The 20063-nt window shown below is 72.5% G+C and carries 20 protein-coding genes; 9 read left to right on the top strand and 11 right to left on the bottom strand.

The genetic code is table 11. The features are described from left to right. Positions 1-38: 38 nt before the first annotated feature. Both sucB and lpdA read right to left on the bottom strand, forming a co-directional pair. Positions 39-2003 carry a 2-oxoglutarate dehydrogenase, E2 component, dihydrolipoamide succinyltransferase gene (gene sucB, locus ACYVIH_RS13525; protein ID WP_460869983.1) on the bottom strand — a complete coding sequence of 655 codons (1965 nt, stop codon included), beginning with the start codon at positions 2001-2003 and terminating at the stop codon, positions 39-41. Positions 2004-2085: 82 nt separating this feature from the next. Then, positions 2086-3534, bottom strand: a complete 1449-nt coding sequence (lpdA, locus tag ACYVIH_RS13520) for a dihydrolipoyl dehydrogenase (RefSeq protein WP_460869982.1) — start codon at positions 3532-3534, stop codon at positions 2086-2088. A gap of 222 nt (positions 3535-3756) precedes the next feature. Here lpdA and ACYVIH_RS13515 point away from each other — a divergent pair, with 222 nt between their 5' ends. Continuing rightward, positions 3757-4038, top strand: a complete 282-nt coding sequence (locus tag ACYVIH_RS13515) for a hypothetical protein (RefSeq protein ID WP_460869981.1) — start codon at positions 3757-3759, stop codon at positions 4036-4038. Here the strand turns inward: ACYVIH_RS13515 and ACYVIH_RS13510 are convergent. Next, positions 4035-5534, bottom strand: a complete 1500-nt coding sequence (locus ACYVIH_RS13510; RefSeq protein ID WP_460869980.1) for a leucyl aminopeptidase — start codon at positions 5532-5534, stop codon at positions 4035-4037. The two genes, ACYVIH_RS13515 and ACYVIH_RS13510, sit on opposite strands and share 4 nt — an antisense overlap. An 85-nt stretch (positions 5535-5619) precedes the next feature. Between ACYVIH_RS13510 and gcvT the strand changes: the two genes are divergently transcribed. Further along, the gene (gcvT, locus tag ACYVIH_RS13505; RefSeq protein ID WP_460869979.1) at positions 5620-6744 is read left to right on the top strand and encodes a glycine cleavage system aminomethyltransferase GcvT; all 1125 of its coding nucleotides are present in this window, start codon (positions 5620-5622) and stop codon (positions 6742-6744) included. A 16-nt stretch (positions 6745-6760) separates the two neighbouring features. On the opposite strand, the gene ACYVIH_RS13500 is transcribed toward gcvT, so the two are convergent. Genes ACYVIH_RS13500 through ACYVIH_RS13475 form a run of 6 tightly spaced genes read right to left on the bottom strand, consistent with a single transcriptional unit; the run spans position 6761 to position 13235 of the window. Beyond that, on the bottom strand, positions 6761-7612 hold the full coding sequence (locus tag ACYVIH_RS13500) for an adenosylcobinamide-GDP ribazoletransferase (protein WP_460869978.1): 852 nt from the start codon (positions 7610-7612) through the stop codon (positions 6761-6763). Then, positions 7609-8967 carry a bifunctional adenosylcobinamide kinase/adenosylcobinamide-phosphate guanylyltransferase gene (locus ACYVIH_RS13495; RefSeq protein WP_460869977.1) on the bottom strand — a complete coding sequence of 453 codons (1359 nt, stop codon included), beginning with the start codon at positions 8965-8967 and terminating at the stop codon, positions 7609-7611. Before ACYVIH_RS13495 ends, ACYVIH_RS13500 begins: the two co-directional genes overlap by 4 nt. Beyond that, complete coding sequence (locus ACYVIH_RS13490; RefSeq protein WP_460869976.1) at positions 8967-9764, bottom strand: ECF transporter S component; 798 nt, start codon at positions 9762-9764, stop codon at positions 8967-8969. Before ACYVIH_RS13490 ends, ACYVIH_RS13495 begins: the two co-directional genes overlap by 1 nt. Continuing rightward, on the bottom strand, positions 9761-11389 hold the full coding sequence (locus ACYVIH_RS13485; protein WP_460869975.1) for an ABC transporter ATP-binding protein: 1629 nt from the start codon (positions 11387-11389) through the stop codon (positions 9761-9763). The genes ACYVIH_RS13490 and ACYVIH_RS13485 overlap by 4 nt, the downstream gene beginning before the upstream one ends. Next, entirely contained in the window at positions 11386-12513 is a 1128-nt protein-coding gene (locus tag ACYVIH_RS13480) for an energy-coupling factor transporter transmembrane component T (RefSeq protein WP_460869974.1), read from the bottom strand. The genes ACYVIH_RS13485 and ACYVIH_RS13480 overlap by 4 nt, the downstream gene beginning before the upstream one ends. A gap of 14 nt (positions 12514-12527) precedes the next feature. Further along, the gene (locus ACYVIH_RS13475; RefSeq protein WP_460869973.1) at positions 12528-13235 is read right to left on the bottom strand and encodes an SCO2322 family protein; all 708 of its coding nucleotides are present in this window, start codon (positions 13233-13235) and stop codon (positions 12528-12530) included. 316 nt (positions 13236-13551) lie between these two features. Here ACYVIH_RS13475 and ACYVIH_RS13470 point away from each other — a divergent pair, with 316 nt between their 5' ends. Together ACYVIH_RS13470 and ACYVIH_RS13465 are read left to right on the top strand one after the other, a co-directional pair. Next, positions 13552-13815, top strand: a complete 264-nt coding sequence (locus ACYVIH_RS13470) for a hypothetical protein (RefSeq protein ID WP_460869972.1) — start codon at positions 13552-13554, stop codon at positions 13813-13815. Positions 13816-13879: 64 nt separating this feature from the next. Further along, positions 13880-15049 carry an ATP-binding protein gene (locus ACYVIH_RS13465; RefSeq protein WP_460869971.1) on the top strand — a complete coding sequence of 390 codons (1170 nt, stop codon included), beginning with the start codon at positions 13880-13882 and terminating at the stop codon, positions 15047-15049. A 264-nt stretch (positions 15050-15313) separates the two neighbouring features. Here the strand turns inward: ACYVIH_RS13465 and ACYVIH_RS13460 are convergent, their stop codons facing one another. Further along, a complete protein-coding gene (locus ACYVIH_RS13460; RefSeq protein WP_460869970.1) occupies positions 15314-16321 on the bottom strand; it encodes an aldo/keto reductase family protein in 1008 nt (335 codons plus the stop codon). Between the two features lie 61 nt (positions 16322-16382). Between ACYVIH_RS13460 and ACYVIH_RS13455 the strand changes: the two genes are divergently transcribed. Next, on the top strand, positions 16383-16682 hold the full coding sequence (locus ACYVIH_RS13455) for an MTH1187 family thiamine-binding protein (protein WP_460869969.1): 300 nt from the start codon (positions 16383-16385) through the stop codon (positions 16680-16682). A 25-nt stretch (positions 16683-16707) separates the two neighbouring features. Here ACYVIH_RS13455 and ACYVIH_RS13450 read toward each other — a convergent pair whose 3' ends face one another. After that, the gene (locus tag ACYVIH_RS13450) at positions 16708-17286 is read right to left on the bottom strand and encodes a DUF3043 domain-containing protein (RefSeq protein ID WP_460869968.1); all 579 of its coding nucleotides are present in this window, start codon (positions 17284-17286) and stop codon (positions 16708-16710) included. Positions 17287-17432: 146 nt separating this feature from the next. Between ACYVIH_RS13450 and ACYVIH_RS13445 the strand changes: the two genes are divergently transcribed. Genes ACYVIH_RS13445 through pspAB form a run of 4 tightly spaced genes read left to right on the top strand, consistent with a single transcriptional unit; the run spans position 17433 to position 20003 of the window. Beyond that, positions 17433-18218 (top strand): PspA/IM30 family protein, encoded by a 786-nt coding sequence (locus ACYVIH_RS13445; RefSeq protein ID WP_460869967.1) that lies wholly within the window; start codon positions 17433-17435, stop codon positions 18216-18218. Further along, positions 18215-18493, top strand: a complete 279-nt coding sequence (pspAA, locus tag ACYVIH_RS13440) for a PspA-associated protein PspAA (RefSeq protein WP_460869966.1) — start codon at positions 18215-18217, stop codon at positions 18491-18493. The genes ACYVIH_RS13445 and pspAA overlap by 4 nt, the downstream gene beginning before the upstream one ends. Beyond that, positions 18493-19437, top strand: coding sequence for a zinc metalloprotease HtpX (gene htpX / locus ACYVIH_RS13435; protein ID WP_460869965.1), 945 nt, complete (start codon positions 18493-18495; stop codon positions 19435-19437). The genes pspAA and htpX overlap by 1 nt, the downstream gene beginning before the upstream one ends. After that, complete coding sequence (pspAB, locus tag ACYVIH_RS13430) at positions 19434-20003, top strand: PspA-associated protein PspAB (protein ID WP_460869964.1); 570 nt, start codon at positions 19434-19436, stop codon at positions 20001-20003. The genes htpX and pspAB overlap by 4 nt, the downstream gene beginning before the upstream one ends. Positions 20004-20063 lie beyond the last annotated feature (60 nt).

Raw genomic sequence — 20063 nt, 5'->3', positions numbered from 1 at the left:
GTGGGGCAGCGGGCGCCGGTGTGCGGGGATCGGCGGGGTCAGACCTCGAACTGGCCGGCCTCGAGCCGCTCCTTGACGTCGACGAGGAAGCGCGCGGCGTCCGCGCCGTCGACCAGGCGGTGGTCGTAGGTCAGCGCGAGGTACATCATGTGCCGCACCGCGATCGTCTCGCCGAGGTTCGGGTCGTCGATCACCACGGGGCGCTTGACGATCGCACCCGTCCCGAGGATCGCCACCTGCGGCTGGTTGATGATCGGGGTGTCGAACAGCGCGCCACGGCTGCCGGTGTTGGTGATCGTGAACGTGCCGCCGGAGAGGTCGTCCGGCCCGATCTTGTTGCTTCGGGTGCGCTCGGCGAGGTCCGCGATCTTGCGGGCAAGACCCGCGACCGAGAGGTCGCCGGCCTCCTTGAGCACGGGCACGAGCAGGCCCTTCTCGGTGTCCACCGCGACCCCGAGGTTCTCGTGGTCGTAGTAGGTGACCTCGCCCTTCTCGGTGTCGATCGAGGCGTTCAGCGACGGGTGCGCCTTGAGGGCGTCCACGGTCGCCTTGGCCAGGAACGGCATGAACGAGAGCTTGACGCCCTCGCGCTCGGCGAACTCGCCCTTCACCGAGTCACGCAGCCGGGCGATGGCGGTCATGTCGACCTCGACCACCGTCGTCAGCTGTGCCGAGACCTGCAGCGACTCGACCATCCGGGCGGCGATCACCTTCCGGAGCCGGCTCATCGGCTCGGTCTTGCCACGCAGCGGGCTCGGAGCGGCGGCAGGCGCCCGCTCGGCCGACGGTGCGGACGCGGCAGCCGGCTCCGGCTTCTGGGTGGCGGCCTTCTGCGCCTTCGCGGCCTCGAGCACGTCCTGCTTGCGGATTCGGCCACCGACGCCGGTGCCCTTGACCTGGGACAGGTCGACGCCCTGGTCGGCGGCCATCTTGCGCACGAGCGGGGTGACGTAGGCGGCCTCGCCCTCCTTCGCCCCACCGGCTGCGGCAGCCTGCGGCGCGGCCTGCGGCCGGGGAGCCTCCTCCTTGTGGGCAGGGGGCTGCTGCTGCGCGGCAGGAGCCTGCTCCTTCTGCGGTGCGGGGGCCTCGCCCTCGGGCTCCTGGCGCAGCTGTGCCTGCTCGGCGGCCGCGGCCTGGTCCCGCTCCTCGGCGAGGTGCGACTCCTCGGAGGGCTTCTCCTCGGCCGGCTTCTCCTCGGCCGGGGGCTGCTCGGACGGCGCCTCCGCAGCCGGAGCCTCGCTCGGCGCCTCTGCCGGCGCGGCCTGGCCGGAGCCGACGATCGCGAGCTCGGCGCCGACCTCGACGGTCTCGTCCTCCTGGACCTTGATCTCCAGCAGGGTCCCCGCGACCGGGGAGGGGATCTCGGTGTCGACCTTGTCGGTGGAGACCTCGAGCAGCGCCTCGTCGACGGCCACCTCGTCGCCTACCTGCTTGAGCCAGCGGGTGACCGTGCCCTCGGTGACCGACTCGCCGAGTGCGGGCAGGGTCACCGGGGTGCCGCTGCCCTGCATGCCGGCCTGGGACGCCTCGGACTCCGGCTTGGTGTCGGCCGAGCTCGGAGCGGTCTCCTGGGCGGGGCCGGTCGGCTCGGTCTGCGCCTGAGGTACGTCGCCCTGGGGCTCGGTCTGCCGACCGACCTCCTCCTCCGACGGCGCGGCAGCCTCGCCGGTCTCGCCGCCGGGACCCTCGCCCGCACCCGCGCTTGCCGCCTCGTCGGAGGCGCCGGCCTCCTCGTCGGCCTGCTCGCTGGTGGAGCCGGACTCGCCCTCGTCGCCGATGGTGGCGAGCTCGGCGCCGACCTCGACGGTCTCGTCCTCCTGCGCCTTGATCTCCAGCAGGATGCCGGCCACCGGGGAGGGGATCTCGGTGTCGACCTTGTCGGTGGAGACCTCGAGCAGCGGCTCGTCGACCTCGACGCGGTCGCCTGGCTGCTTGAGCCAGCGGGTGACGGTGCCTTCGGTGACGGACTCACCGAGGGCGGGGAGAGTGACTGAGGTCGCCATGCGTTCCTTCGCTCCTTTTGCTGGCTTCGACTGCTGTGCTGCGCGGGTCAAGAGGTGTTGGTGCTGAGCCTACGAGGCTGCGTCACGAATGCGCATGAAGCGGCTTCCCGGCCAGGGCCAGGTGCGCCTCTCCGAGCGCCTCGTTCTGTGTCGGGTGGGCATGCACGAGGGGGGCCACGTCCTCGGCGTACCCCTCCCAGTTGTAAATAAGCTGCGCCTCACCGATCAGCTCGCCGACCCGTGCGCCCACCATGTGTACGCCGACCACGGGACCGTCCTTTTGGCGGACCAGCTTCACGAACCCCTGGGTCTTGAGGATCTGGCTCTTGCCGTTGCCGCCGAGGTCGTAGGTCAGCGACTCGATGCCGTCGACGCCGAACTTCTCGGCGGCGGCGGACTCGGTGAGCCCGACCGAGGCGACCTCGGGGTCGCTGTAGGTGACCCGCGGGATGCCCGCCTCGTCGATGGGCGCCGGCTCCAGACCGGCGATCTCCTCGGCCACGAAGACGCCCTGGGCGAAGCCGCGGTGGGCCAGCTGCAGGCCGGGGACGATGTCGCCGACGGCGTAGACACCGTCGACGTTGGTGCGGCACCGGTCGTCGGCGAGGACGAAGCCGCGCTCCATGGCGATGCCCTGCTCGGTGTACCCGAGCCCCTCGGTGCGGGGGCCGCGACCGACCGCGACCAGGAGGATCTCCGCCTCGATCGTCTCGCCGCCCTCGACGCTCACGCGCACCCCGTCGTCGGTGCGCTCGACCGACCTGAACGGCGTACCGACCTTGAACCCGATCTTGCGCTTGCGGAAGGCCCGCTCGAGTGCCTTGGACACTGCCTCGTCCTCGGCGGCGACCAGGCGGGGGAGGGCTTCGACGATGGTGACCTCGGCGCCGAAGGAGCGCCAGACGGAGGCGAACTCGCAGCCGATCACGCCGCCGCCGAGGACGACCGCCGAGGTGGGCACCCGGTCGAGGGAGAGCGCGTGCTCGGAGGTGAGCACGCGCTCGCCGTCGATCTCGAGGCCGGGCAGGGTCCGGGAGTACGAGCCGCTGGCCAGGACGACGTTGCGACCCACGAGCCGACGGCCGTCGACCTCGACGGTGTCGCGCGCGACGAGCTTGCCCTCACCCTCGACGACGGTGATGCCGCGGCCCTTGACCAGGCCGGTGAGCCCCTTGAAGAGGCGCGAGACGACGCCGTCCTTGTACTTGTTGACCCCCGCCATGTCGATGCCCTCGAGCGTGGCGTTGACGCCGAACTGCTCGGACTCACGGGCGGTGTCGGCGACCTCGGCGGCGTGCAGCAGCGCCTTGGTGGGGATGCAGCCGACGTGGAGGCAGGTCCCGCCGATCTTGTCCTTCTCGACGAGGGCGACCGACAGGCCGAGCTGTGCTGCGCGCAGGGCGCAGGCGTAGCCGCCGCTGCCGGCGCCGAGGATCACGATGTCGAAGTTGTCGCCGGCTCCGCTGGGGTTCGCGTCCGCCACTGCTCCTCCGGTCTTGTTCAGATGTGAGGGGTCGCCTGTTGCGCCCATCTTTGCACCAAGCGCGTCCGGGGCGACATCGGGTGTCGCCGTGCCCGACCGGTCGTGGGCCCGGGGTCCTGCCGGCGGCTCGCCGCCGTCCCGGCACCGGATCCGAGAGGGGGTTCAGGACCGGTAAGCCACACTGGGGGAATGGGTTTGATGGACCGCTTCAGGCGGCGGGGTCGCAGAGGCCGGGTGCGTCGCCCGGGCGGCAGGGGAGCGGCGACCACCGTGCGCGCCTCGGACGCCGCGGACGAGCAGCACCTCGAGGAGTTCGCACGCACCCGTCGCGGCGTCGAGGGTTTCGTGGAGCCGCGCACGGCCGTCTCCGACGTCACGATCATCCTGGTCGCGCACGACGGCGAGTGGACCCGCAGGAGGGTGCCGTCGGTGGAGTGGGCGCACCGGTTCGCCAACCGCCACGGCATCCCGTCGTACGACGCCGCGGTGGTCGGCTACCCGGCACGGATGCGTGAGTACAACCGCCGCCGCAAGGAGGCCGAAGGCGCTTAGCCCTCGGCGAGCGACCCGGCCAGCTCGACCAACGTGGCCACGGACATGCCGGTGCCACCGGAGGGGACGTAGCCGTAGGGGCCCTTCTCGTTGAACGCCGGGCCGGCGATGTCGAGGTGCGCCCACCGGTGCTCGCCGACGAACTCGCGCAGGAACGCAGCGGCGTACAGCGTGCCGCCCCAGCGCTCGGAGTTGTGCTGGGCCAGGTCGGCGATCTTGGTGTTGCTGCGCACCTTCTCGCCCATCTCCTCGGGGATCGGCAGCGGCCAGAACGCCTCGCCGGCCCGGTCGCCGGCCGCCTTCACGTCGGCGATGAGCGCCTCGTCGTTGCCGAGCAGGCCGCCGACCCGGTCGCCGAGCGCGACGACGCAGGCGCCGGTCAGCGTGGCGACGTCGACGATCACGTCGGGCTTGTCCTCGGTGGCTTTCACGAGCGCGTCGGCGAGGACCAGGCGGCCCTCGGCGTCGGTGTTGAGCACCTCGACGGTCTTGCCGCCGTAGATGGTCACCACGTCACCGGGGCGGGTCGCGGAGCCGGACACCATGTTCTCGGCCATCGGGGCGTAGGTGGTGACCGCGACCGGCAGACCGAGCTCGGCGATCGCGAACGTGGCGGCCACGACCGAGGCTGCCCCGGCCATGTCGCACTTCATGGTCATCATCGAGGCGGCCGGCTTGATGCTCAGCCCGCCCGAGTCGTAGGTGATGCCCTTGCCGACCAGCGCCAGGTGAGCCTTGGCGCCGCGCGGCCTGTAGGTCAGCCGCACCAGCCGCGGCGGGTTGGCCGAGCCGCGGCCGACGCCGACGATGCCGCCGCAGCCGTCGGCCTCCAACGCCTGCTCGTCCATCACCTTGAGCGTGACCTTGGTGGCCTTGCGGGCCTTCTTGGTGGCGCTCACCGCGTCGGCGAACTTCTCCGGGGTGAGGTCGCCGGGCGGGGTGTTCACCCAGTCGCGGACCAGAGCGGTCGCCGCGGCGACCACCTGCGAGGTCTCCAGGGCCGCGACGGCGTCCTTGTCCTTCGCGGCGTCGCTGAGCACGACCACCTCGCCGGCGACGTCGGGAGCGGGGGCGGTCTTGAACGCGGTGAACGAGTAGGCGCCGAGCTGGTAGCCGTCGACGACCGCGCGCACGTGTGCGGCGTCGGACGCGGGCAGGGCGAGCGCGACGGTGGCCGCGTTGGACACCGCGCGGGCTGCGGCACCGGCCGCCCGTCGTACCGCCTCGGTGGTGAGCTTGTCGGCCTCGCCGAGACCGACCAGGATCAGCACCGGCGACTTCAGCGCGCCGGCGGTCGGGATCTTGACGACCTCGCCGGGCTTGCCGGCGAACCCGAGCGTCGAGAGCATCGGCTGCAGCTTGCGGCCGTACGCCGACGCGACGCCCTCGCCGCCGGCCGCCATCGCCAGGCCCTTCTTGGTCTTGACCACTCCGGCCACCACCACGTCGGTCTTGGTCTTGTCGGCTGCGCCCTTGCGCAGGCTGTACGTCGTCACGTCTGGTCGACTCCCTCGTCGTCTCGATGTCTGGCCGCATGCTAGCCCCCGGTCCCGGGGCATGCTGCTGGGGTAGGTTCCCCGCATGGACCCGACCGACACCCCCGGCACCAGCCCGCTCCGGCACTCCGCCCTCCACGACAGACACGTCGCGCTGGGCGCGAAGCTCGCGGAGTTCGGCGGCTGGGAGATGCCGCTGGAGTACGTCGGGGTGGTCAAGGAGCACACCGCGGTGCGCGAGGCCGTCGGCGTGTTCGACGTCAGCCACCTCGGCAAGGTCGTCGTGCACGGACCCGGAGCGGCCGACTTCGTGAACTCCTGCCTGACCAACGACCTGCGCCGGATCGAGCCGGGCAAGGCGCAGTACACCCTGTGCTGCGACCCGGACAGCGGCGGGATCGTCGACGACCTGATCGCCTACCTGCACAGCGACGAGCGGGTGCTGCTGGTGCCCAACGCCGCCAACACCGCCGAGGTCGTGCGGATGCTCGACGCCGAGGTCCCGGACGGCGTGGAGATCGACGACCTGCACGAGACCCTCTCGATCCTCGCCGTCCAGGGGCCGAAGTCCGACGAGGTGCTCGAGGCGATCGGCTTCCCGGTCGGCCACGACTACATGTCCTTCGCCGAGGCCGAGCACGACGGTGCGCCGGTCGTGGTCTGCCGCACCGGCTACACCGGCGAGCGCGGCTACGAGCTGGTCGTCCCCAACGAGGTGGTCGGTTCGCTGTGGGACGCGCTGATGGCCGCCGGGGAGTCGCACGGGATCACCCCGTGCGGGCTCGGTGCCCGCGACACGCTGCGCACCGAGATGGGCTACCCGCTGCACGGCCAGGACATCACCCGTCAGGTCACCCCCAACGAGGCCCGGCTCGGCTGGGCGGTTGGCTGGAAGAAGGAGGCGTTCTGGGGCCGCTCGGCCCTGGTCGCCGAGCGGGAGACAGGACCCAAGCGGGTCCTGCGCGGCCTCGTTGCGAACGGCCGGGCGATCCCGCGACCGGGGATGCGCGTGCTGCTCGTCGCCGACGTCCCGGTCGGCCAGGTCACCTCCGGCACCTTCTCGCCCACGCGGAAGTTGGGCGTCGGCCTGGCGCTGATCGCCTCCCAGGTCACCGAGGGCGCCGAGGTGTCGGTCGACGTCCGCGGGCGACGCGAGATCTTCACCGTCACCAAGCCGCCGTTCGTCACTCCGGGCGTGCGCGAGGACTGACTCGAAGCGGTCGCGCTCAGTCGACCAGCGAGAGCACGACGAGCGCCACGGTGAACGTGACCTCGACGGCCGCACCGAGCACGTCACCGGTCACCCCGCCGAGCCGCCGCACCGCCCGGCGGACGAGCAGCCCGCCGGCGAGCAGGGCGAGGACGCCGGCGACCGTCGCCGCGACCACCACCTCGCCGGACACGACGTGCGGCCCGACCGCGACGACGGCGGCCGGCACGACGAGCAGTGCTGCGAGAAGGCCGGACACCAACAGCCCCGCCGGTCCGACGGTGCCGGCAACGGCATGGCCCAGCCCGTCCGCCCGGGCGGCCGGGACCCCGCGGCGGCACGCCAACGGCAGCGCGAGCCGGCTCACCACGAGTGCGGCCGCCAGCGCGACCGCGCCGTGCCCACCGCCGACGAGGTCACCCAGCGCCAGCACCTGCACGAGCAGCACGAGGACCAGCGCCACCACGCCGAACGGGCCGGCGTCGCCGCGCCGCATGACCTCGAGCGCCTCGTCGCCCGGACGACCCGACCCCAGGCCGTCGACGGTGTCGGCCAGCCCGTCGAGGTGCATCGCCCGGGTGAGCACGGTGAGCAGGCCGATCGTGAGGGTTGCCGACAGCAGCGGTCCCGGCACGACGTCGTAGCCGCGAGCGCCCAGGATCTCCAGCAGGAGCGGCTCGGTCCCTCGGGGGCCCCAGCCGAGCAGCCACAGCAGCAGCCCGGCGGGCAGGGCCAGCAGGGCCCCGACGGCGGGTGCGAGAACCATCGCCCGGCCACCGACGCGCCGGTCCACCACGGTCGGGGGTCGCGTCGGCAGCACGGTCAGCGTGCCGACCGCCAGCCGGATCGGGTCGCGGACCGCGCTCACAGCCGGGTCACCCGGCCCGCGACGCACCAGCGGACGTCCTCGGTCTCGGCGGCCAGCCGGGCGTTCAGCCGCCCCATCAGGTCCCGGAACCGGCGGCCCGACGTGGTGTCGGGGACGACGCCCTGGCCGACCTCGTTGGTCACCCCGACCACCCGGCGGCGGGTGCCGCGCCACGCCGCGACGAGCTCGTCGATCTCGGCCGTCACCGCCTTCTCCGCGCTCGACCGCCAGGCGTTGTCGTCCCAGGCGTCGTGCCGGTCCATGACCCGGGTCAGCCACAACGTCAGGCAGTCGACGAGCAACGGCTCGCCGGATGCGCCCAGCAGCGCCGCGAGGTCGAGGGTCTCCTCGGTCGCCCAGTGCGCGGGCCGGTCCTCGCGGTGTCGCGCGATCCGCTGGTCCCACTCGTCGTCGGTGCCGGACGGGTAGGAGGTGGCCACGTAGGTCACCGCCGGCTCGGCCGCGAGCAGCCGCTCGGCCTCGCGCGACTTGCCCGAGCGGGCGCCGCCGATGACCAGGGTGCGGGTCTCGACGGGCTGGACCACCGGCGCGGGCTCGACCACCGGGGCCGGCCTCAGCACGGTGCCGTCGTCGACGACCCGGGCGCCCCAGTCCGCGAGCCGCCGGGCCAGCTCGGCGGTGGGCGGGTTGTGGTGCGAGAGGTGTACGGCGACCACGTCGGTGTGCTCGGTGACGGCGCCGACCGCTCGGAGCCGGCGCAGCTGGTCGGCGAACGTCGCCAGGTGCAGATGGTCGGTGTGGTGCTCGCCGTGGTCGCCGAAGGTCTCCTCCAACAGCACGAGGTCGAACGCGGCGCCGTCCATGGCCGCGACGGTCTCCTCGGGCAGCGGCCCGGTGTCGGTGGCGTAGAGCAGCCGGGCGTCGGCCGTGGTGACGTCGTAGAGCACCGCCGCGCCGGCCTCGCCGTGGCGCGCGCCGAGCACCCGGACGTCGTACTCGCCGAGGCGGAGCCGGTCGCCGGGGGAGACCGCGGTGAACCGCACCACAGAGTCGGGGGCGACCCACATCCGGCAGGCCTCGACGACGTCGGGCGGACCGACCACGTCGAGCGGGTCCTCACCCACCCAGGACCGGAACAGCAGGAACGCCGGGGAACAGTGGTCCGGGTGCTGGTGGGTGATCAGCACGTGGCGCAGCCTGCCCAGGTCGGCGCCGAGCCGCTCCGCGGCCCGCGGGGTCTCGGGGCCGCAGTCGAGCAGCAGGCGTCCGTCGACGAGCATCGAGGTCTGCCCGCGCACCCGGCCGGCCGCTCGCTCCGAGGTGCAGGAGGCGCAGCCGCAGAACGGGTTCGGCCAGCCGTCCGCCGAGCCGGTGCCGAGCGTGAGGACGTCCATCAGCGCTCGAACACCACAGGGGCGCCGAAGGCCGCCCTCCGCCCGGCCCGGCGCAGCGCCCGGAGCAGGGCGGACCCGGCCAGCAGGATCACCAGTAGCGACATCACGCTGCGGCCGAGGTCCCACAACAGCGACGTGGTCAGGTAGAACAGCCCGTAGCGCCCGAGGTTGGCCACCAGCGGGTCGCCGGCGACGTAGCTGACCTCCGGGCCGTAGGAGGCGAACGGCCAGAACCAGATGTTCATCACCAGGCCGAAGGCGAGCCCGGCGACGGCGGCGTACACCGCGACGACGACCACCTCGAGCCGGCCCGAGGCCCGGGGGAGGCAGCCGGCGAGGAAGCCCACCCAGCCGGCGGCCATCATCTGGAACGGCAGCCAGGGGCCCACGCCCCCGGTGATCAGTGCACCGGTGAAGATCGCCGTGGCGCCGAGGACGAAGCCGAAGCCGCGGCCGAAGACCCGTCCGCCGATGATGATCACCGCGAAGCTCGGTTCGAGTCCCGCCGTGCCGGGCCCGAGCGCTCGCAGCGCCCCGCCGACCGCGGCCAGCATCCCGAGCATCGCGACCGCCTTCGCGTCCATGCCGCCGGAGGTGAGCTCGGCGAGCACGATCGCGGCGAGCAGCGGGAGCAGCGCGACGAACAGGAACGGAGCGTCGCCGGAGTGCGAGCTGTCCAGGGCCGCGCCCGGCTCGACGAAGAACGGCCAGAAGAACCCGACCAGACCGACCGCCGACGCCAACCCGAGCGCCAGCGCCGAACGCAGTCGGAGGGGGACCAGGTTCGTCGGCGTCATGGCCGCGAGAGGCTGGTCACGCCGGCGAGGGCGACGGCGACGTCGGTCGGGGTGAGCCACGGCGAGGGCTGGAGGATCTTCGCGACCTGGGGAGCGAACGCGGGGGAGGAGACCACCACGTCGGGCACCGAGCCGTCGGCGACCACCTCCCCGTCGGCGAGGACCGCCACCCGGTTGGCGACCTCCGCCACGAGCTCGACGTCGTGGGTGGCGAGCATGACGGCGTGGCCGTCCGCGGCGAGGTCGCGCAGGATCTCCACCAGCCGGTGCTTGGCTGTGTAGTCCAGACCGCGGGTCGGCTCGTCGAGGAGGATCAGCGGCGGCTGTGCGGCGAGCACGATCGCCAGGGCGAGGGTGAGGCGCTGTCCCTCGGAGAGGTCGCGCGGATGCTGGTCGGAAGGAACCCCCGGGGAGAGCCGGGCGAACAGCGCGGCGGTGGTGCCTGCGGGGACCCGCGCATCCTTGTCGGCCTGCGCGCACTCGCGTGCCACCGTCGCCTCGTAGAGCAGGTCCCCGGGGACCTGGGGGACCAGGCCGACGCGGCGCAGCAGCTGCGCCGGCTTCAGGGTCGCCGGGTCCTGGCCGTCGACCTCGACGGTCCCGCTGCTCGCCGGCCGCATGCCGACGAGGGTCTTGAGCAGGGTCGACTTGCCGGCGCCGTTGCGGCCCATCAGGGCGACGATCTCGCCGCGACGCAGGTCCAGGTTGACGCCCTTGAGCACCGGCAGGCGGGTGTAGCCGGCGACGAGGTCGACGACGCGTCCGACCACCGCGCCGGGCTCGGCGACGGCGTGGTCGGGTGGCTCTATCCCGGCGAGCTCGGTCCGCAGCGGGGCGACGCGACGGCGCGCGTCACGCACGTTGAGGGGGAGCGGACGCCAGCCGGCGACCCGGCCGAGCTCGACCACCGGCGGGGCGACCGCCGACCCGGCGAGCACCTCCTCCGGCGGACCGTCCACGACCGGTCGCGCGTCCCCGGGCACGAGGACCACCCGGTCGGCGTACTGCACGACGCGTTCGAGCCGGTGCTCGGCGAGTACGACGGTCAGCCCGAGGTCGTGCACCAGGCGCTGCAGCGTCGCGAGCACCTCCTCCGCGGCCAGCGGGTCGAGCGCCGAGGTCGGCTCGTCGAGCACCAGCACCCGCGGGTGGGTGGTGAGCACGGAGCCGATCGCGACGCGCTGCTGCTGGCCGCCGGACAGGTCGGTGAGCGGCCGGTGTCGCAGGTCCGCGAGGCCGAGGAGGTCCAGCGTCTCCTCGACGCGCTTGCGCATCACCTCGGCGGGCAGCCCGAGGGACTCCATGCCGTAGGCCAGCTCGTCCTCCACGGTGTCGGTGACGAAGCCCGACAACGGGTCCTGACCCACGAAGCCGACCACCTCGGCGAGGTCACGGGGACGGTGGTCGCGGGTGTCCCGGCCGTCCACGGTCACCCGGCCCGACAGCGTGCCGCCGGAGAAGTGCGGGACCAGGCCGTTGACGGCGCGCAGCAGGGTGGTCTTGCCCGAACCGGTGCGGCCGATCACCAGGCAGAGCTCACCCTCGGGGACGGTCAGGTTCACCTCGCGCAACACCGGGGCCTGCTGGTCGGCGAAGGTGACGCTGACGTCGGCGAACTCGATCACGCTGCCACCTCCATCTCGTCGTCTCGGGTCGTCTCCTCGCGTGCGGGCGCGGGGAGGGGCGGGGCCAGGATCGCAGGGAGCACGGCGGCGAGGATGCCGAGCACGGCGAGCACGGGCACGGGCGGCACGGCGGTGACGCTGGCCAGGACCAACGTGGAGGGGTCCGTGGCGACCTCGACGAACATCGCCGCCGCGGCGAGCAGGCCGGAGCCGGCGACAAGCCACTCCGGCAGCGCCCACGGGTCGGGGCGGTACCTCGTGCGCCCGGTGCGCCGCCCACCGAGGTAGAGCCCGGCCGCGGCGAGGACGGTGCCGCCGACCAGCGTCGGCATGCCCAGCCAGCCGGCGTCAGTGCCCGAGAGCAGGCCGAACACCCCCACGCTCAGACCGAGCAGCCCGCCCAGCACGAGCAGGCCGGTGACGTGGCGCTCGCGGGGGTTGACCCGGGTGGTGCGGCCGTAGCCGCGGGAGTCCATCGCGGCGGCCAGCTCGACCGACCGGTCCAGCGCACCCTCGAGGACCGGCATCGCCAGCCGGCGCATCGCACGCAGGCCCCCGCCCTGTCCCCGCAGCCGGTGGGCGGCGCGGATCCGGGAGGCGTCGGTGACCAGCTGGGGGGCGAAGGTCAGGGCGATCACCACGGCCACACCGACCTCGTACAGCGCCCCGGGGACCGAGCGGAGCAGCCGGCGGGCGCTGCCCAGGGCGTTGGCAGCCCCGACGCAGACCAGGATCGTGGCCAGCTGGAGCCCTTCGTAGAACGCGCGCAGCACCGCCTCGAGCGTCACCTCACCGCCGAGCTTGAGCCCGGAGGCGCCGGGCATGGGGATCTCCGGGAGTGTGAACAGCAGCGTGGGCCCTTGTGAGCCCGTCGAGAGCAGCGCCTGGAAGACCACCCGGATCGCGATCACCAGGAGGGCCAGCTTCAGGAAGGCGCCGTAGGACCGAGCCCAGGGGGCGTCGCTCCTGCGGGCGGCGACCACGAAGCCGGTCACCGCCAGGATCAGCAGCAGCGGCACCGGGTTGCGGGTCCGGCTGGCCGCCGCGGCCAGGCCGAGCGCCCACAGCCACCAGGCCCCCGGATGCAGCATCCGGGGGAAGGTGACCAGGTGGTGTGCGCGCATCGGCCGGCCTCGACTCAGGCGCTCTTCCGGCGCCGCGCCATCAGGAGGGCAGCGGCGGCCATCACGGCGATCACGGCGACCAGGCCGGCGAGCAGCCACGGCTCGCCGTCCTCCGAGACGGCCGCGGCGTCCGCCGTACCGGCGTCGTCGGTGTCGGCGGCCGGGAGCGCGAAGGCGACCGGCTCCTCGTCGGTGGGGACCTCGGCGTTCGCCACCGGCTCGCCGCAGCCGGCGGCCGGGTAGCCGCCGAGCGCGCAGGTCATGCCGTTCTCGACCCGGAGGTCGGTGACCTCGTCGAGGATCTGCTGGGTGCTGGCGGCCTCGTCCACGACGGCGCACTCGGCCTGCGGCTCCGGCGGCGCGCCCTCGCCGATGTCGGTGCCGTAGTCCAGGACCAGGGCGACCCGCTTCTCGCCGCTGCCTGCCTCGGCGTCGGCGCAGATCGTCTCGAAGTTCACCTCGGCCAGGTCGGCGCGGGGCTCGATGCCCTTGCTGGCGGTGGAGACGCCGAACCGGAAGCCCTCGACGTCACCGTCGGCCGGCTGGTGGTCGGCCGGGCCCACGTCGGAGAAGGCCCAGGTCTGGTCGTCGGAGAGGTGGAAGTACATCCAGTACTTGTAGCCGTCCTCGGCGTGGGCCGGTGCGGCGAACGCGACGGCGGCGACGGCGGTGACGAGGAAGGTGAGGATGCCGGCGACGCGGCGGGGGAGCAGGGTGGCCAACGAAGGGCCCTTTCTGTTGCGGCGGTTCACATGACGTCACCGGACCGCACGGGCCCCGGCCGAGACCGGTGTCCTGATCCGGCTCCGCCCCGTAGACCTCGACGGATAGATGGGAGCCGCTGCCCCTCGGCGGTGTTCCGGCTCGCCGTCGCCGGGCCGGTCGGATGACCGGTCGTCGGACGGCCTACGGTTGCGGGTCAGCGCCGGCTTCGGACCGGCTTTCCCGCCGCGAGGCAGTTGTTCACGACGAACGCTCCCACGCCGACCCGACAGCGTCAAAGCCTGCCGGCGGTTTTCCCGGCGTTAGGCTCGCCACATGACGAACTCCCTGGAGCCCTCGAGCCACTTCCCGAGCGAGTCGCTGTCCAACGCCCCGGCCTGGCGGTGGCGGCTCGAGGACAGCTCCGGTGCCGAGGCCACGCCCGAGGGCACGGAGTCCCCGGACTTCCCCTCGCAGAGCGACGCCGAGTCCTGGGTCGGCGAGGTGTGGCGCGACCTGCTCGAGGCCGGCGTCGACGCGGTGACGCTGTTCGAAGGCGACCGTGAGGTCTACGGTCCGATGAGCCTGCACGCCTCCTGACCGTATGTGCCGACGCCTACACAATCGTATTCACAAAGCCATACCAGCGGTCTAGCCTGTCGGTATGTCGCTGAGGCCGTTCCCGTTCGAGACCCCGATCGCCCCGGACGCCCTGATCGACCGGCGTGAGGAGCTCAGCCGGCTGAGCCAGGCTGCCGCCGAGCGGGTCCATGTCCGGCTGGCCGGCCCGCGCCGCTTCGGCAAGACGTCGTTGCTGCTCGCGCACGCCGCCGGCCTGGCCGGTTCGGGCTGGCGCACCGTGCACGTCGACATGTACGGCGTCACCTCGCTGGGGGAGCTGTGCGTGCGGATCGCCTCGTCGTACGCCCGGATCGGCGACGGCCGGCTGCGTGCCCACCTCGACTCCCTCGGCGCCAGGCTCGGGCTCTCGCTGACGCCGGCCGGTCCCGGGATCACCCTCGGGCCGCGACAGCGGGTCCCCGCACCCGAGGCCACCCAGGCGGCGGCCGCCGAGCTGCTCGACCTGCCGCTGACGCTGTTCGAGCGCGACGAGATCCCGACCCTGGTGGTCTTCGACGAGTTCCAGGACATCCTCGCGGCCGGGCCGTCGATCGACGGGCTGCTGCGCTCGCACGTGCAGTACCACGGCGACGCGGCGGTCTACGTCTACGCCGGTTCCCAGCCCTCGATGATGCGCAAGCTGTTCAGCGACCGCGAGCGGCCGTTGTACGGGCAGGCCGAGCCGATCGACCTCGGCCCGCTCCCGCTCGACGAGGTGATCGTCGAGCTCGCCGAGCGCTTCGAGCAGCTCGACGAGGATCCTGCCGGGGCCCTCGTGCCGCTGATGACCACCGCGGCCGGCCACCCGCAGCGCACCATGCTGCTCGCGCACCTGCTGCACCGCGAGCTCGCTGCCCGGCAGCTGGGCGCCTCCACGCTTCCTGAAGGCGGGGAGGTCGAGGGGGTGGCGTTGGCCGACGCCGTCGTACGACGGGCGCTGGCGACCACCCACGAGGCGCACCAGGCGGTGTGGGACCAGCTCTCGACCGGGAAGAAGGCGGTGCTCGTCGCGCTCGCGGAGGGTGACTCGCCGACCGGGACGACGACGTCCCGGCGCCTGGAGACCTCCCGCGCGACCTTGCAGAGCGCATTGCGCGAGCTCGCCCGGGAGGGTCAGCACGTCACGCGGGACGAAGGCCCGGCCGGCCTGGGCCCGTGGCGCTACGTCGACCCGCTGCTCGCGATCTGGGTCCGGCACCGCGGCCGCTGGTGAGACCGGCCGGCTTCCCTGAGGGCCCCGGGGCGCTCGGGGCAGTGGGAGCGCCCGGGGCACGGGGAGCGCTCGGGGCAGTGGGAGCGCCCGGGGCACGGGGAGCGCTCGGGGCGCCGCAATCGTTCAGCTGAACGGTTGTGACGTCGGTGTCGGCCACATCGGAGGTCACAACCGGTCAGCTGAACGATCGTGACCTCGGGGCCGTGCCCGGACGCACGCAGGGCCGGCTCCTGTGCGGAACCGGCCCTGCGTGGTGGCTGGTGGTCAGCCGAAGTCGCGCGTCGGCGGGGAGACCGTCTTGGCGGGGTCACGCTCGATGATCGGGTCGAGGATCTCGTCGATCCGCTTCATCGCCTCGGCCTCGAGCTTCACGCCGCTGGCCTTGACGTTCTCGGTGACCTGCTCGGGCCGGGTCGCGCCGATGATCGCGGCCGACACGTTCGGGTTCTGCAGCGTCCAGGCCACCGCGAGCTGGGCCAGCGAGAGCCCGGCCTCCTCCGCGATCGGCTTGAGCTGCTGCACGCGCTCGAGCACGTCGTCCTGCAGGTAGCGCTTGACGAAGTTCGAGCCGCCCTTCTCGTCGGTCGCCCGCGAGCCCGGCGGCGGTGCCTGGCCGGGGAGGTACTTGCCGGTGAGGACGCCCTGCCCGATCGGGGACCAGACGATCTGGCCGATCCCGAGCTCCTCCGAGGTGGGGACCACCTCGGCCTCGATGACGCGCCAGATCATGTTGTACTGCGGCTGGTTCGACACGAACGGGATGCGCAGCTCACGCGCGAGCTCGTGTCCGCGGCGGATCTGGTCGGCGGTCCACTCCGAGACGCCGATGTAGAGCGCCTTGCCCGAACGGACGACGTCGGCGAAGGCCTCCATCGTCTCCTCGAGCGGGGTCTCGTGGTCGTAGCGGTGCGCCTGGTACAGGTCGACGTAGTCGGTGCCGAGCCGCCGCAGGGAGCCGTTGATCGACTCCATGATGTGCTTGCGCGACAGGCCGTGGTCGTTGTGCTTGCCGGGGCCGGTGGGCCAGTAGACCTTGGTGAAGATCTCCAGGCCCTCGCGACGCTCGCCCTGCAGCGCCTTGCCGAGGACGGTCTCCGCCGCGGTGTTGGCGTAGACGTCGGCGGTGTCGAAGGTGGAGATGCCCTCCTCGAGCGCCTGGTGGACGCACGACAGGGCAGCGTCCTCCTCGACCTGCGAGCCGTGGGTGAGCCAGTTGCCGTAGGCGATCTCGGAGATCTTGAGACCGCTGGAGCCAAGGTTGCGAGTTTCCATGGGCCCCAACCTATCCACGCCGCCCAACGGCGCCGACCGCGGCCGGGGCTAGGTTGTGGCCATGATCGTGGCGTTCAGCATCAGTCCGACCGGCGGCGACGACACCGGCGGGGTCAGCGAGGCGGTGGCCGAGGCCGTGCGGGTGGTCCGGGAGTCCGGGCTGCCGTGCGAGACCAACGCGATGTTCACCAACGTCGAGGGGGAGTGGGACGAGGTGATGGCGGTGGTCAAGCAGGCCGTCGACGTCGTCGCCGCGAAGTCGCCCCGGGTCGGCCTGGTGCTCAAGGCCGACATCCGACCCGGCTACACCGGCCAGCTCACCGCGAAGGTCGAGCGCGTCGAGGAGCACCTGCGCGGCTGAGCCGAGCCGGCGACCGCCGTACAGCTCAGTAGCGGTCGGGCAGCTTCTGGCCGAGCTTGACCTGGGGCTTGGGCAGACGCAGGAAGCGCAGCTGCATGGCGCGCAGCAGCGCGTAGAACACCGCGCCCTTGTGGGACTCCTCGGGGAACCGCGTGCGCAGGTCCTTCTTGAGCCGGAACACCAGCACCAGCGTGTCGGCGGACACGAGCAGGATCGTCACCAGCCACAGGGACTGGCCGTAGCGGTTGGCCGTCGCGTCGCCCGAGTAGCTGAGGATCATGATCACCACCAGCAGCGGCAGCAGGAACTCCGCCATCGACAGCCGGGCGTCGACGCGGTCGCGGATGAAGCGGCGCACCTTGCCCTGGTCGCGGGCCGGGAGGAACCGCTCGTCGCCGGTCTTCATCCCCTCACGCATCTTCGCGTTCTGCTCCAGGCGCCGCTCGCGCAGCAGCTGGCGCGCCGCCTTCTTGTCCGTGCCGGCCTTGGCGCGGGCGCGGGCGGCCGCCTCGGCCTCCTTGCGGCTGGGCGTGGGGCGGCCCTTGCCGCCGGGCTTGGCCGGGGTGGGAGGGGCGGTCGGTTCAGGCTTGGTACGACGGAACAAGGCGGTGTTCTCTCCGTGCTCGAAGGGACTGTCGTGTCCCGAGTCGGGGCCCAGGGTACCCGCGGGAACCTGCTACCTCCGCCGGTCGTTGCACCGTAGGGTGGAAACACCGATCTCGACGTACACAGAAGGGGGCCTCGCCGACCATGAGCCTCATGAAGCGCATCAGCCTGATCTTCCGATCCAAGGCCAACAAGGCTCTCGACCGTGCCGAGGACCCGCGCGAGACGCTCGACTACAGCTACCAGCGGCAGATCGAGATGCTGGCCAAGGTGCGGCGCGGTGTCGCCGACGTCGCGACCAGCCGCAAGCGCGTCGAGCTCCAGGTCAACCAGCTCGAGCAGCAGTCCCAGAAGCTCCACGACCAGGCGCAGAAGGCGCTGTCGATGGGTCGGGAGGACCTCGCCCGCGAGGCGCTCACCCGCAAGTCCGGCCTGACCGGCCAGATCAGCGACCTCAAGGCCCAGCAGGCGCAGCTGCAGGGCGAGGAGGAGAAGCTCACGCTCGCCTCCCAGCGGCTGCAGGCCAAGGTCGAGGCGTTCCGCACCAAGAAGGAGACCATCAAGGCGACCTACACCGCCGCGGAGGCACAGACCCGGATCAACGAGGCCTTCTCCGGGATCTCCGAGGAGATGGGTGACGTCGGGCTCGCGGTGCAGCGCGCCGAGGACAAGACCGCGCAGATGCAGGCCCGGGCCGGCGCGATCGACGAGCTGATCGCCTCCGGCGCGCTCGACGACGCCAGCGCGCTCGGCCAGGGCGACGACATCGCCCGCGAGCTGGAGGCGATGAGCAAGGAGTCCGACGTCGAGGCCGAGCTCGCGGCGCTCAAGTCCGGCTCCTCGCAGCCGCCGAACGCGATCGAGTCCGGGGACACCGCGACGGCGACCCCGGTCCAGGAGGAGCAGCGCAAGGAGGAGGGCCAGGCATGATCGTGCGGATTCTCGGCGAGGGCCAGTGGGATCTGGCCGAGGAGCACCTCACCGAGCTGAACAAGCTCGACGACGAGGTGGAGAAGGCCGTCGAGGCCGGTGACGAGGAGACCTTCACCGGCACGCTGGCCGCGCTGCTCGACAAGGTGCGCGCGGCGGGCTCGCGGCTGCCCGACGACACCCTGCACGACTCCGACCTGATCCTGCCGCCCGCGGACGCGACCATCGACGAGGTGCGTCACATGCTCGAGGACGACGGGCTCATCCCGGGCTGATGGCACACTCCCGCTTCATCAAGGACACCGGGCTCACCGCCCGGATGACCCTCGTGATGTTCCTGCTCGGGGGCCTGTTCGTCGCGCTCGTCGTGGGGCTGATGTACGCCCTGCCCGAGTACGCCTTCATCATCGGGATCATCGGCCTCGGTGTCGCCTGGTTCCAGTGGTACAACTCCGACACCCTGGCCCTGAAGGCGATGCGGGCTCGGGTGGTCACCCCCGAGGAGGCCCCCGAGCTGCACGGCATGATCGACCGGCTCTGCGCGATGGCCGACATGCCCAAGCCGCGGGTGGCGATCTCCTACACCGACCTGCCGAACGCCTTCGCCACCGGGCGGTCCCCGCACCGGGCCGCGGTCTGTGTCACCACCGGCATCCTCGACAAGCTCACCGCCGAGGAGCTCGAGGGCGTCCTCGCGCACGAGCTCTCCCACGTCGCGCACCGCGACGTCCTCGTGATGACGCTCGCCTCGTCGGCAGGCATCATCGCCGGCATGGCGACCCGGGGCGCGCAGTACGGCGCGATCTTCGGCGGCCGCCGCGACAACAACAACCCGGCCGGCGCCGCCGGGTTCCTGATCGCGCTGGTGGTCAGCCTGGTCGTCTACGCGGTGAGCTTCTTCCTCACCCGGCTGCTCTCGCGCTACCGCGAGCTGTCGGCCGACCGCGCCGGTGCCTACCTGACCCAGAAGCCGACCGCGCTCGCCTCGGCGCTCACCAAGATCACCGGCGACATCGCCGCGATCCCGAGCCGCGACCTGCGCTCGGCGCAGAGCATGAACGCGTTTTTCATCGCCCCGGCGATCAGCGGGGCCACGATGCAGACGCTCACCTCGACGCACCCGTCGCTGGAGCAGCGGCTGGAGCAGTTGGCCAAGGTCTCGGCCGAGCTGGGCCGCCCCGCCGACGGCGGCTTCCCGGCCCCGGGCTTCGACCGGTGAGCTTCTGGGACTCCCTCCTCGGGCGCAGCAAGCCGGTGCAGGCCAAGCTCGACGCGCTGTTCGCGCTGCCGAGTGCGGCGATCACGTTGCAGACCGCGATGGGCTTCCGGCCCACGGGCATCGGGTCGGTGTGCTACCGCGAGGCCGAGGGGGCCGCGTTCGCGCAGACCCAGGCCGACATCGTCGCCCTGCTCGACGCCGACGAGGGGCCCGACGTGGAGCGCTCGGTCGACGAGTACGGCTTCACCTGGCTGGTCACCCGGCAGGAGCCGGACGACATGGCGGCGCTGGTCACCGACCTGCACGCGGTCAACACCACCCTGGAGGCCCAGGGCTTCGGTCCCGGCCTGCTCTGCTCGCTGGTCGGGTTCACCGACCCCGCCGGACGCCGGCTCGGCCTGGTCTACCTCTACAAGCAGGGCACGTTCTACCCCTTCGCCCCGGCCGAGGGTCAGCGGCGCGACAACCTGCTGGAGATCCAGGTCCGCGACCTGCTCGCCGGAGAGCTTCCGATCGAGCAGCAGCTGCAGCGCTGGATGGCCGTCTGGGGCGCGCCGGGGCTCTGACCCGATCTCGCAGTTAGCCGCTGGGGCCTTGGCGCCAGGCGGCTTGGACGAGGGTGACGA

The organism is Nocardioides pakistanensis (assembly GCF_054781215.1).
Note: the sequence above shows the minus strand (reverse complement) of the source record. Positions and strands in the feature narration are given on the sequence as shown.